This window comes from Methanoregula sp., from assembly GCF_002835825.1.
Classification (GTDB): domain Archaea; phylum Halobacteriota; class Methanomicrobia; order Methanomicrobiales; family Methanospirillaceae; genus Methanoregula.
On sequence record NZ_PIZH01000024.1, the window covers coordinates 1 to 11,801 of the forward strand.

At 59.3% G+C, this 11,801-nt stretch carries 13 protein-coding genes and 1 pseudogene; 8 read left to right on the plus strand and 6 right to left on the minus strand.

Translation table 11 applies throughout. From position 1 onward, the window contains the following. The 5 genes from CW742_RS01775 to CW742_RS01795 form a co-directional block, all read left to right on the plus strand. A partial coding sequence (locus CW742_RS01775; protein WP_292415782.1) for a hypothetical protein occupies nt 1-224 on the plus strand: 224 nt, incomplete at its 5' end. 22 nt (nt 225-246) lie between these two features. Beyond that, entirely contained in the window at nt 247-639 is a 393-nt protein-coding gene (locus CW742_RS01780) for a putative toxin-antitoxin system toxin component, PIN family (protein WP_292415806.1), read from the plus strand. Nucleotides 640-766: 127 nt separating this feature from the next. Beyond that, complete coding sequence (locus CW742_RS01785) at nt 767-2,002, plus strand: 2,3-bisphosphoglycerate-independent phosphoglycerate mutase (RefSeq protein WP_292415784.1); 1,236 nt, start codon at nt 767-769, stop codon at nt 2,000-2,002. 17 nt (nt 2,003-2,019) lie between these two features. Further along, nucleotides 2,020-2,868, plus strand: coding sequence for a polymer-forming cytoskeletal protein (locus CW742_RS01790; RefSeq protein WP_292415786.1), 849 nt, complete (start codon nt 2,020-2,022; stop codon nt 2,866-2,868). Nucleotides 2,869-2,871: 3 nt separating this feature from the next. Beyond that, nucleotides 2,872-3,708, plus strand: a complete 837-nt coding sequence (locus CW742_RS01795; protein ID WP_292415788.1) for a hypothetical protein — start codon at nt 2,872-2,874, stop codon at nt 3,706-3,708. Between the two features lie 8 nt (nt 3,709-3,716). On the opposite strand, the gene CW742_RS01800 is transcribed toward CW742_RS01795, so the two are convergent. From CW742_RS01800 to CW742_RS01815, 4 genes are all read right to left on the minus strand, one after another. Then, nucleotides 3,717-3,923, minus strand: coding sequence for a hypothetical protein (locus CW742_RS01800; RefSeq protein WP_292415790.1), 207 nt, complete (start codon nt 3,921-3,923; stop codon nt 3,717-3,719). Nucleotides 3,924-4,004: 81 nt separating this feature from the next. Beyond that, nucleotides 4,005-6,101 (minus strand): DEAD/DEAH box helicase, encoded by a 2,097-nt coding sequence (locus CW742_RS01805; protein ID WP_292415792.1) that lies wholly within the window; start codon nt 6,099-6,101, stop codon nt 4,005-4,007. Between the two features lie 7 nt (nt 6,102-6,108). Continuing rightward, a complete protein-coding gene (locus CW742_RS01810) occupies nt 6,109-6,918 on the minus strand; it encodes a winged helix-turn-helix transcriptional regulator (protein WP_292415794.1) in 810 nt (269 codons plus the stop codon). Continuing rightward, a complete protein-coding gene (locus tag CW742_RS01815) occupies nt 6,902-7,432 on the minus strand; it encodes an ArsR family transcriptional regulator (protein ID WP_292415796.1) in 531 nt (176 codons plus the stop codon). Before CW742_RS01815 ends, CW742_RS01810 begins: the two co-directional genes overlap by 17 nt. A gap of 39 nt (nt 7,433-7,471) precedes the next feature. On the opposite strand from CW742_RS01815, the gene hypF reads away from it, so the two are divergent. The 3 genes from hypF to CW742_RS01830 all read left to right on the plus strand — a co-directional run bounded on the left by hypF (nt 7,472) and on the right by CW742_RS01830 (nt 11,085). Beyond that, nucleotides 7,472-9,706, plus strand: a complete 2,235-nt coding sequence (gene hypF / locus CW742_RS01820; protein ID WP_292415798.1) for a carbamoyltransferase HypF — start codon at nt 7,472-7,474, stop codon at nt 9,704-9,706. 78 nt (nt 9,707-9,784) lie between these two features. Continuing rightward, on the plus strand, nt 9,785-10,207 hold the full coding sequence (locus CW742_RS01825; protein ID WP_292415800.1) for a hypothetical protein: 423 nt from the start codon (nt 9,785-9,787) through the stop codon (nt 10,205-10,207). 68 nt (nt 10,208-10,275) lie between these two features. Further along, nucleotides 10,276-11,085: a DUF2927 domain-containing protein gene (locus CW742_RS01830; protein WP_292415802.1), complete on the plus strand. Its 810-nt coding sequence runs from the start codon at nt 10,276-10,278 to the stop codon at nt 11,083-11,085. Nucleotides 11,086-11,270: 185 nt separating this feature from the next. Here the strand turns inward: CW742_RS01830 and rpl12p are convergent, their stop codons facing one another. Together rpl12p and CW742_RS01840 are read right to left on the minus strand one after the other, a co-directional pair. Beyond that, nucleotides 11,271-11,582, minus strand: a complete 312-nt coding sequence (gene rpl12p / locus CW742_RS01835) for a 50S ribosomal protein P1 (protein ID WP_292415804.1) — start codon at nt 11,580-11,582, stop codon at nt 11,271-11,273. 32 nt (nt 11,583-11,614) lie between these two features. Further along, a pseudogene (locus tag CW742_RS01840) lies at nt 11,615-11,801 on the minus strand (hypothetical protein); the annotation flags it as partial.

The following is an 11,801-nucleotide window of genomic DNA, read 5'->3' on the forward strand; positions in this document are numbered from 1 at the left end:
CAGTGCGGGAAAGTGAGGAGACGGGTATCACGGTCAATGGCCAGCCACGGGCAATGGTGTTCCCGGTCGTATGCGATCTTGAGACCGCCCTGGCATCGGTCCGCAGGGCACGGGCAGCAGTCGCGCTGGAAAAGGTCCGGTTGCATGCGAGGAACGAGGGGCTGGATACCCTCTCCGATGACGATATCGAGAAGGAGATCCGGAAGGTAAGAGCGAGGCGGTAACACGGACCTCCCCCATATTGTACTGGATACCAACGTGCTGGCGTCCGGGATGTTATCGGCAAGAGGAGCCCCTGCCGGGATCCTCAACCTTGTTGTCAACGGAGATATCATTCTTGTCCTTGACACGAGGATATATGATGAGTATGCTGATGTCCTCCGACGGGAAAAGTTCGCGTTCCCAAAAAACGCGGTCGATGAAATCCTGGCATTTATCCAGCGGGAAGGACTGCTTGTAACACCTTCTCCCGCTTCCTGTATGCTGCCGGATCCGGGGGATCTGCCCTTCGCCGAGGCTGCCCTCCATACCCGGGTACCGGTTGTCACAGGAAATGCCCGGCATTTCCGGGGTTCGGGTGCGGACGTTATTACACCGGCTGAGTTTCTTGAGAAGCACCGGTTGGATTATCGGTTATGAGACCGGCATTGTGAAGTTTTCCCAAAAAATCACTCCTTAAGGCTTTTTCTCGTAACACTCATCCTGATCATTTCCTCCATCCCAACCACATCTCTAATTACCCCTCCCGCCCAACCATTGCACAAGAATGACCGCGAAGAAAATCCTCTTCATCGTCCTTGACGGCATCTCCGATCGCCCCTGCCCGTCGCTCCGGGGCGGGACACCGCTCTCATCGGCGAAAAAACCCGTCCTCGACAAGCTTGCTGCCGAAGGGATCTGCGGGATCATGGACACGATTGCCCCCGGCGTCCGCCCGGGCTCCGATACCGCCCACCTCGCCCTGCTCGGCTATGACCCATACAAATATTACACCGGCCGGGGACCGCTCGAATGTGTCGGCACAGGGATCGACATGAAGGCGGGCATGATCGGGTTCCGGTGCAATTACGCGACTGTCTCACCCGAGGGGCTGATTACCGACCGCCGTGCGGGACGTATTCACGACACGGAAGCCCTGAGCAAGGCCATCCAGGAGGGCATCGACCTCCTGAAGTTCGGCGTCAGGGTAACGTTCCGGTCCGGGGCTGGTCACCGGGCTGCCCTTGCCCTTGAGGGTGAAGGGCTTTCCCACTGCGTCTCCTCCAATGACCCGAAGAAAGAAGGCGTTGCACCCCTGAAGATCACGCCACTCCGCAAGGGAGAGAAGGAAGATCGGACTGCCGCGATCTGTAACGAGTTTGTGAAGCAGTCTACGAAGATCCTCTTCGATCACCCCATCAACAAAGACCGGGTGAAGCAGGGTCTCGCCCCGGCGAATGTCGTCCTGATGCGGGGCGCCGGGGAGATGGGCGATTTCGAGCCCTTCCAGAAGAAATACGAACTGTCGGGATCGGTCATTTCGGCGGCAAGTCTCATCACCGGGATCGGGAAAGCGGTCGGCCTCCCCCATGTCGAAGTGCCGGGGATCACCGGCTCGCAGAACAGCAACATTGCCGGGAAAATCTCTGCTGCGGTCAAAGAACTGGAGACAAAGGACTTCGTCTTAATGAACATCAAGGGCGCCGACGAGTCCGGCCATGACGGCCTTGCCGACCAGAAGAAAGCCTTCATTGAAAAGATCGACCCCCTCCTCGAACCCCTGCTGGACCTGCAGGACACCATCATCATTATCACAGGCGACCACTCGACACCCGTGTGCATCAAAGACCATTCCGCCGACCCGGTTCCCGTGATCATCCGGGGCGAGGGCGTGCGGACGGACGATGTTGTCCGGTACGATGAGTTCAGTTGCGCAAAAGGCGGCCTTGGCCGGATCCAGGGAGTCGATCTCCTGCCGATTGCCCTCGACCTCGTCAACAAATCCCACAAGTTCGGGGCATAACCCGTATCGGAGACTCAATGAAAGAACGATCCGCACAAGACTGGCACCGGCACTGCCTCCTTCCTGACGGGACGGAGCTGCAGGAGCACAGCCTCAAGACCTCGCGCGATATCGTGGTAGGTGAGTCCTGCCAGATCGACTACGGGCTCCGGGGCAACGATGTCTTTGTCGGAGAATCGTCGAAGATCCGCGAGTATGTCTGGGCGGCCCGGGATACCCGGATCGGGAACTGGTGCGAGGTGGGAAGCGATGTTATCGCAAAACGGGATGCCTATATCGGCGAAGGTGTGAAGATCTTCGGAAAACTGGAGGTGAACGGGGCGCTTGACATCGGCGAGAAGGTCGAGATCGTGGACGGGTTCTCTGCTAAAGGTGATATCGCGATACGGAACCCGATGCCGGTATACATGTTCATCATCATCTACCTGATGACCCTGCTCCATATCGAGAACGAGAAGGAGCTCGACCGGATTCTCGACGACCTCCTTTCGGACGAGGATGAGGAGACACAGGAAGTCCCCCTCATGATCCCTGCCCGGTCAAAGCTGAACATGAAGGTCTTCTCCGTTCCCTCGACCATGAAGATCGGGAAAGGGTGCCGGCTCCACGGCAACATCCGGGCAGGATCCATCGATGTCCAGCAGAATACCGTCATCTTCGGCAGCCTCCGGGCAAAGAACCGGATCACGGTGGTTGACGGCGTCACTATCCACGGGAACGTGGAGAGCGGCTCGACCGTGTTCGTCAAGCGGGGAGCTCATATCCTCGGCGATGTCAGGGCGAAGTCACTGGTGCTCCACGAGGACGCGAAAATTGACGGGACCATCGAAGCACCGCACGGGATGCGGATCGAGCGGGGTGACTAACGGATGAAGGCAGCGGAGATCCTGGGTGTTGACGATATTGTGTTTGTTGAACCGCAGTTTTCGGTCCTTCCTGATCCGCGGTACAACGATACCCTGACCCTTGCGGGGGGCGATGAGGGCCGGCTCCTGCTGGACGAACACGAGGAGCCCCTCGCGCTCGCTTTTAAGAACGGCGACTGCTGGGTCACCGGGTCGTTCCTCAGCCGGAACCCGACGGCCCTCCTCATCGAGAAGTTCGAGAACGTAAACGGGGAGATCTACCAGGAGGACCGGGCGGTCTGGGCTGCGGCGGTCAGGGAGTACTTCAGCCTTGCCCTCAAGGAAGAAGTCCCCCCCACGATTGAGGATCTCAATCCCAAACGGAGGGGCATTCTTAAGGATCTCATCGAAAAGACATGGGGCAGGGGGATCGGCACAACCTGCATCGATGCCTGCTGCGGGTCCGGCGTCGGTTCGCTCGTACTCCGGGACCTTGGCTACACGCCTCTCTCGTTTGATAATGACCCGGCGCTCCTCTCGCTCGGCCTCTCGGCCGGCCGGCTCCTGCCAGAGGAGACGATGTGGATCGATGCCATGAAGGTCTCGCAATACACCGCGCCCGTTCCCCGGGGGATCGGGATCATGATGGGCGAGATCAACTCCTTCTCGCAGGAGATGTGGCAGCAGATCGTCTCCGAACTCTTTGCGGTAACAGAGGAGACCCTCATCACCGTGGGAACAGAACCCGAGGCACGGCTCATCGGGGAGTGGGGCGAGGGCATGGGAAGGACGGTTGAGATCAGCGAGAACCCGGCCGACCCGATCTACGATATCTGGGTGTGCAGGTCGAAAAAAGCATAAGAGCCGGTTTAGTCTTCCTGAGGCGGCTGGACCCTCTTTAACCGCTCGCGGACCCCGGGGCCGCTCTTTTGCTCATCGAACGGGGGGGTGCAGGACCGGATGCCCCGTTCTTTTGCAAACATGACCTTCACATCAAGGTTATCCGGAGTCAGGGTGCGGGTGAGGTGTTGTATATCCTTCTGGATCGCAGGCTCCTCCTCCCTGGGGGTTTTCATGGAAAACCATTGGGCAGGCCACCCATATAATGCTGATTGATCACCGGAACGGGCGCTTCCGTTCCGGAATGCCGGTCTTCGTTACCGGCGCCTTCGCCCGTGCTGTTTCTTCTGCTGCTTCTCCGCTTTTGGTTCCTTCACCTTGCCGGGATCAGGCTTTACTTCCTTCTCCAGCCCGCCGCTCTCCAGTTCCGCGATGATCTCCACCGGCTCATCCATGGTCTTTGTCAGCCGGACGATCTCAAGCAGCCGTTCCATGCCGATGAAGTGCTCGGCCATGACCCGGGCAAGCGGGGTCATCACGAGCTTTGTGCCGTGCTTCTCCACGAGCCGGTGGGTAATGAGGTCCGGCAGTACAGGTTCCATGCTGCCGACCATCATGGTGTTGATCCGGTTGAGATCCGCCTCCTCGCCCCCGCAGGCAACCGCGTTCGCCACGTACTCCTCGGAGCTCTGCTCGAAGTCATGCTCGGGGGCAACCTCCTCCATCTCCCCCTTGAGGAGCCGGATTGCAACCTCCTCTTCCGTCCAGGGACTCTCCCTGGAGTAACTCCCGCCGGGTTCTGCCAGGATAACGACACGGCCGAGATCATGGAAGTCCGGCCTCCCGGCACGGCCGGCCATCTGGTTGAACTCCTGCACGGAGAGCCAGTCGCGGCCCATGGCAAGGGCATCGAAGATCACCTGCGAGGCCGGGAAGTCGACACCGGCTCCGAGCGCTGCTGTTGTCACCACGGCCATCAGTTTCCCCTGCAGGAACCGGGTCTCGACATCCCGGCGCTCCTGCGTGCTCAGGCCGGCATGGTAGGCCGCTGCCCGTATCCCGAGAGCATCGGCAATGGTATGGCACCGGGCCCGCGCATTCGTGAAGATGATGGTCTGGCCCCGGTAGCCCTTCGAGGACGTCCGCTTGTACTCCTCGGTTGTCATCTGCTTGATGGTCGGGATCTTCTGCTTGCGCTCGACAAAGAGGAGGTAGCGTTCGAGCCCCACCGGCCGTTCCGCGTACTGGACCAGCTTGCAGTTCAGCTTCTTTGCCAGGATCTTCGGGGACCCGATGGTTGCCGAGAGGTAGAGGTACTGGGCCTGCGGGCAGAGATACTTCAGCCGGGCGATCATGCCGTCGAGGCGGTGGCCCCGCTCGGGGTCCTCGAGCATCTGGACCTCGTCGATCACGACAGTAGCGATGTTCTTCATCTTCTCCCCGCGCCGGATCATGTTGTCCACACCTTCGTAGGTTCCCACGATGATCGGGGCCTGTGGGTTCCGGTCCCCGACTTTCCTTGTTTCGGGCAGGTTCAGCCGGCTCACGCCGGTAAGAAGCCCGGTCTTTGCAAACTTCGCGTACCGCTCCGTGAACCGCTCGTATTTCTGGTTCGCGAGGGCCACGAGCGGGACTAAAAAGAGCGTCCTGCCCCGGCCTTCGAGATAGTTCTTCAGCCCGGCCATTTCTCCGATGAAGGTCTTCCCGCTCGCCGTCGCGGCCACCACCAGCAGGTCCTTCCCGAAGAGCAGCCCGGCCTCGACGGCAAGCTGCTGGGCCGGCATCAGCTGTTTCACCCCACAGGCGTCCATGAACTGACGGGGAAGGGGCAGTTCGTTGAGCGGCGCCGTGGTCATCACCGGGTGCGCCTCGAGCTTATCAAAGAGTGCCGCACCCATTGTCATCTTCTCAGGGTTGAGGGTCGCAAGCACCCGGTCCAGGTTCCGGAACTGGATGAGCAGGCTCTCGAGGTGCTTGACCCCGTCGCGGCCAAGCCGGCCCAGGTGCGCAACCTCGCGCCGGAGCTCGCGCCTGCCACAGTCCAGGCAGATCTTTTCGTTCTTCCCGAACTGCACGGTGTTGTTCTGGTCGAGCGGTGTGAACTTCTCATCAAGGAGGCACATCCGGCAGGCGTCGACCGTGCCGGACTTCATCTGGAAATCAGCGAGGAAGAGCTCGAACCGGTGGTCCCGTTTCACGAGCAGGATTTCTGCCTCACGCATATTCGCGACAAGGTCCTTTGAGGGCGTGTGGCGGTACTCCTTTTTTGTCCCCCACTTCACGCGGTACTTAGTGGGCCGGGGGCCGCGGGGGGTGTCCTGCAGGTCGACATATCCTGCACCCCGCACATTCCTGCCATCGTAAAAGAGCAGCTTGTAACTGTCGCCTTTCTGGGGCTGGACAATGATCTTCATGGCGGGTTCACGGGGCGATCAGGTCGTGGATCACGTACGAGAGCCCCACGCCTTCCAGCCGCTTTAAAAAGTCCGTGAACTCCTCGTCCACGACCACGATGGTACAGTCGATCCCGTGGAACGCGGCCTCGATCACGCCTTCCCGTGCGCCAAAGAACATATCCGGCTTCCTGCCGGCTGCTTTCAGGGCGATGAATGCTTCGAGACCGACCGCACCGACAAAACCGGCTTTTCCGATAACGTCCAGGAGCTTGTCGCGTTTCACCTTCCGCGAGCCCCCGTGCTGGATCCGGGGCACCTTGCAGACATGGACAACGCCTTCGTGGTGGTCGATGATCCCGTTTAACCGTGCTATCCCGATATCCTCGTCCTTCTTTGCATCAGCAACCGCTGACCCGGTTGCTGCCGAGGGCTTCTTTGCAGCATAGAGGAAACCGTCCTTCATGTACACGCCGACCTCGTCTCCTGCCTTTAAATTCTCGGCCGCAATCGCGGTCCAGACCGAGACCTGCTGGATGATGTCGCGCCGGATGTGCCGGGCATAGGACTCAAGCGACTCGGCGTTGGCGAGGACCCACTCGATGCCCGATTTCGTGACCTCGTAGTTGCCCCGTCCGCTTGCCGAGACCATGCCCTCGTCCACGAGCTCGCGGATGTACTCGGAGATGGCCTGCGGGGTCACGCCCAGCTTCTCGGCGATCTCCTGCTGCCGGACGGCCGGCTGGTGCTCGGCGATCTCGACCAGGATCTGGAGGCGGGAGACCTCACGCTTGCTGCGCAGAATAGAATAAAGGGGGTCCTTAGCGCCCGGTGTCAAGCAGCACCAGCCCCTGTCCCTTCACATCCATGTGCGTGATCCGTTTGGCAAGGCCCTTGATGAATACCGGACTGACACTGAATTTCCGGGAAAGGTCGTTGATGGAACTGTTGCCTTTGGTAAGTTCTTCCTCGATATTTTCTACAACCGACCTCAGGTTCTCGTCATTTGAGAGCGCGATGTAAAGGATATCCGAGAGGTCCGCGAGATTGCACTGGAAGTTTGCCCGGAACTTGTTGTAGGTTGCGCGGAATTCCTTCTCAGGCTTCTTGCCCGGTTTTGGCATCCGCCACTGCTCCTCGACAAGGTTGCCTTTTTTTAAGATCTGGAGGCAGAGCGGGACGGAGTCTTCGTCGATGTGTGACCGGATCTCTTCCTCGGTCATCCACGACTTGTTTAAGAGTTCGTAGACTTTCTTGAAGCTGGGGTCGTTGAATGTCATCAGGAGAGGGACCAGCTCTACTGGATCGTTGACGATGCGAATATGTCCCGGCACGGTGAAAACCCTATACATATATCCTCGCGAGCATCAATAAATTTTTGCGGCATCACCATGCAGAAAACGGGCAGGATCACGGTAAAAGGGGTTGTGCAGGGTGTCGGGTTCCGTCCGTTCGTGTATGCACAGGCGCTCAGGCGGGGGATCGCCGGCACGGTCAAGAACCTCGGGAGCGAAGTGGAGATTGTTGCCCGCGGCGAGCCGGAGAAGTTCGACGCATTCCTTTCTGCGGTTTCAAGGGGCCCCCCGCTCTCCCGGATCGACTCCATTGAGTGCACAGAAACAAATGCCCCGATCGCCGACGGGTTTGTGATCCTGAAGAGCGGGACGGGTTCCTTCTCCGGCATGATCCCTCCCGATATCGCGATCTGCGACGAATGTATTGCCGATATTTTCCTAAAAGGGGGCCGGTATCATAACTACTGGGCCACCTCCTGCGTCAACTGCGGGCCCCGGTACAGCATCATTAAGGAGATCCCCTATGACCGCGAGCGGACATCGATGGCGGAGTTCCCGGTGTGCCCGGCCTGTAAAGCGGAATACCATGACCCGCACTCCCGGCGCCACCATGCGCAGACGATCGCTTGCGCTTCCTGCGGGCCGGAACTGACGCTTTCCGACAAGCTCGGCCACAAGGTTGCCTGTTCTGACCCGGTAATGGAGGCAGCCGGCCTTCTCGACGCAGGGTTCATCCTCGCGATCCGGGGAATCGGCGGGTTCCACCTTGCCTGCGTGGAGGAATCGGCCGGTACCCTGAAGCACAGGCTCGGCCGGATCGAGCAGCCGTTTGCCGTCATGGTCCGGCCGGATTACCTGGACCGGCTCGCCATTGTATCACCGGAAGACCGGGCCCTCATGGAGAGCCCGGTCCACCCCATAGCGGTGCTGGAGAAGCGCGACCCGGACGCACATGCCGGGATCAGCAACCTCCATACCATCGGCTGCATGCTCCCCTACACCGGCCTCCACCACCTCATCTTCTCCCACCTGAACCACCCGCTCCTGATCATGACGAGCGCAAACATGCCGGGCTACCCGATGATCACGGAGATCGACACCGCGATGGCAAGACTCTGCCGCGATGCGGATTTCTTCTTAACCCACAACCGGCAGATCGTGAACCGGTGCGACGACTCGGTGGTGCGGGACGGGTACATCATCCGGCTCTCCCGCGGGATTGCACCGAAACGGACAGCCATCGATCTCGGGAAGCACTGTATCCTCGGCGTTGGCCCCGAGCTGAACGCCAATGCCACGATTTACAAGGGGGGCTTTGCCGTCACATCTCCCCACGTCGGAAACGTGCGGAACCCGGCAACCCTCGAATACCTTGAGGAGACAGTCAAAAACCTCCAGCGGATCCTCGGGGCGAAGTTCGACGTGATCGCCCATGACCTCCACCCGCAGTTCCTCTCCACCCGCTTCGCACGCGAGATTGCCTCCGAGCACGGTCTCGAACTCATTCCCGTCCAGCACCACCGGGCCCATATCGCGGCAACCACCACGGAGCCCTGCATCGGTATCGCCATCGACGGCGTAGGGTACGGGGACGACGGGACGGTCTGGGGCAGCGAGATCTTTGCCGGGCAGGTGCCGGACCTTGTGCGGGTCGCCCACCTCGAACCGGTTTCCATGCCGGGCGGCGATCTTGCAACAAAGTTCCCGGAGCGGATGCTCTACGGCATCCTGCCGGATAAACGGATCGAGGCCCTCCTTGCATCCCGGGGATGGTCGGACATCGAACTGGGTGTGCTCCAAAAACAGGTTACATCAGGCTTCAATGTGACGCAGACCACGAGCACCGGCCGTGTGCTCGACGCTGCGGCGGCCCTGCTCGGGATCTGCCGGGAGAAGACCTATGACGGGGAGCCGGCCATGAAACTCGAATCGGCTGCTGCCGGGGGACGTGCAGAGAGGTGGGATCTTGAGTATGCCACCCGGGACGGTTGCGAGATGCTCTCCAGCCGGGCACTGGTGGAGACCGCACTTTCACGGATGGACGCATCCCGGGGGGACCAGAGGGCAATCCGGGACGTTGCTGCCTCGTTCCAGGATAACCTTGCCCGGGGGATCGCCATGATGGCCATCCGTGCTGCGGAACGCGAGGGCATGAAGAGGGTTGCCCTTAGCGGCGGTGTTGCCTACAACCATGCCATCCGCACGACCATCGAAAAGGAGGTTGCAGCCGCGAATCTCACCTGTGTGATCAACCGGGACTACCCGCTCGGGGACGGCTGTGTCTCGTACGGGCAGGTCGTATATGCCGGGTGCCGGATCTCGGACCGTTGACCACAAAGTCCATAAATGAGTCTTTTCCTGCAATCGGAGGCATTATAATGCCTCAAAAGAAAGATTCACGCACGAGCAATGGATCCATCTGATAAGATAACCGGTACCGAACAGAAGATCAAGGGCCTGGAGCAGGACTTGAACGACCTCCGCCAGGGGCTCACGCTCGTTGCCGATTATTACCGTGACCTCCAGAAGATGTCAAAGCAGCAGGAGGCCGCAGAAGCTGTTGACGAGATCCTTGCACGGCCGCTTGTCGACGAAGACATCGAGTTAGAGGGGATCTGGAAGTTCCACGAAGATGCCCTCATCGCGGACCCTGACGCCCGCGTCCCGTTCGATGTCATGTACAAGGCCTTCGTGCAGTACTGCGAGGAGAGCGGGAGGAGTGTCATTGACAACGACGCCTTCGAGTTCGTCTTTGCGCACATCGAGAATCCCACACCGGTCCCGGACAAGGGAGACTGGGTCGGGTATCGGCTCCGGACCGGTACTCCCTGAGCAATCCCAGAAGCGTTTTTGGTTCCTTAATGAACAAACTTAACATCCACGGGAGTGAACCTTGATCCATGAAAGCCGGCTGGGGGTTCATCATATCGGGAATAATTATTATCGCCATCGGTATTGTCTGGCTTTTCTTTGGCATGTCGGCACCAGACATCGGGCAGGGCATCACCACAACGGTCTCCCTGCCCCAGGTGCTGCCCACGTCAATCCCCCCGACAACCGTACCGGTCACCGTGGTACCCACGGGAACTGCCGTTGTGACAAAATCGGCTACTCCGTCTGCCGATGCGGCAAAGCTGCACTTCCTTGACCTTGCGTTCGGTGCCGGAAATCCCTACCTTGAACGGTGGAGCGAGGCCCAGAACAACGGCAGGATCGTGATCTCGATGGTAGGGAACCGTGACACCGATGCCATGGCTGTCCAGACCGCAATCCAGGAGTTCAACAGCCTCTCCCGCACCAACCAGATCTCCACGCAGGTGAAGCAGGGGAGTGCAACGGGAGATATCGTCTTCAAGTTCGTTACCGAAGACGGCATGAGCGCAATCCCCCTGAACACATCGGAGAGCCTGACCAACAAGGAGTTCGTGCAGGGCGGAAGATCCGTTGCCAAGGTCACGCTTGGCACCATCTACATCAACAATGATCTCAAGGGAGACGAACGCAGCCATGTCATTCTCCGGAGCCTCTTCTACGAACTGGGCCTTGTTGGTGTTACCGACCTGTACCCGGACAGTCTCTTCTCCAGCGGTACCAATTCCACAAAAACGCTTTCCCTCATTGACAGGGAAGCAATCAGGCTTCTCTACGGCACCAGCATGAAGCCGGGGATGACGGCAAACGAGGTGCGGGGCCTGCTGTTCGTGCGGTGATCGGTTACTGAAATCACGAGCAATAACTTCTTTTTTAAAAGAGCCGGGGATTTTCTGCGGCTGCTCCGCTCCCGGGTCAGACAGTCCATAACAAGGAACGGTATTCAGAGAAGAAGTAAAAAGAGAGAATTCGAAGAACGCTGATGCGTTCTTCTCGTCCTCCTGGTTCTGATGAACCAGTCGGATTACCCGAACAGGGCACCGAGCCCTGCCATGCCGCTCTCTTCTTCTGCCTTCTTGTCTTCTTCCTTGTGCTCTGCCTTGGCGGCGGGTGCTGCTGCGGCTGCTGCGGGTGCTGCTGCTGCAACGGCTACCGGTGCTGCTGCGGCTGCCTTGATGGCCTCCTCAATGTTGACGCCTTCGAGCGCTGCAATGAGGCCCTTGATCCGTGCTTCGTCTGCTGCTACACCTGCGGCGGTCAGGACTGCCTTGACGCCGTTCTCATCGACCTTCTTTCCTGCCTTGTGCAGGAGAAGTGCTGCATAGATATACTCCATTTCTGTTCACCTTGTTTGTGGTAATCTCAATATCATTTTACCAGGTTCTTGAGAGCCTGGCTTTCTCGTGTGGCTTTACCGATAATCGCATCGACAACGTCCTTCTCGTACACTGCTGCATCGATAGCAACAGCACGTACATCCCTGACTGCACTGGTCCGGAACGCGCTCCTGGTCTCCTTTCTCGGGCTGTCTTTTATACCAATATCACGCTGCCGA

What these genes read in the sequence shown, in the direction of transcription:
- CW742_RS01795 (WP_292415788.1), top strand. Translation starts at nt 2,872, where the DNA reads ATGAAGGCAGCGGAGATCCTGGGTGTTGACGATATTGTGTTTGTTGAA.
- CW742_RS01805 (WP_292415792.1), bottom strand. Translation starts at nt 6,101, where the DNA reads ATGAAGATCATTGTCCAGCCCCAGAAAGGCGACAGTTACAAGCTGCTC.
- rpl12p (WP_292415804.1), bottom strand. Translation starts at nt 11,582, where the DNA reads ATGGAGTATATCTATGCAGCACTTCTCCTGCACAAGGCAGGAAAGAAG.
- CW742_RS01825 (WP_292415800.1), top strand. Translation starts at nt 9,785, where the DNA reads ATGGATCCATCTGATAAGATAACCGGTACCGAACAGAAGATCAAGGGC.
- hypF (WP_292415798.1), top strand. Translation starts at nt 7,472, where the DNA reads ATGCAGAAAACGGGCAGGATCACGGTAAAAGGGGTTGTGCAGGGTGTC.
- CW742_RS01815 (WP_292415796.1), bottom strand. Translation starts at nt 7,432, where the DNA reads ATGTATAGGGTTTTCACCGTGCCGGGACATATTCGCATCGTCAACGAT.
- CW742_RS01790 (WP_292415786.1), top strand. Translation starts at nt 2,020, where the DNA reads ATGAAAGAACGATCCGCACAAGACTGGCACCGGCACTGCCTCCTTCCT.
- CW742_RS01785 (WP_292415784.1), top strand. Translation starts at nt 767, where the DNA reads ATGACCGCGAAGAAAATCCTCTTCATCGTCCTTGACGGCATCTCCGAT.
- CW742_RS01800 (WP_292415790.1), bottom strand. Translation starts at nt 3,923, where the DNA reads ATGAAAACCCCCAGGGAGGAGGAGCCTGCGATCCAGAAGGATATACAA.
- CW742_RS01830 (WP_292415802.1), top strand. Translation starts at nt 10,276, where the DNA reads ATGAAAGCCGGCTGGGGGTTCATCATATCGGGAATAATTATTATCGCC.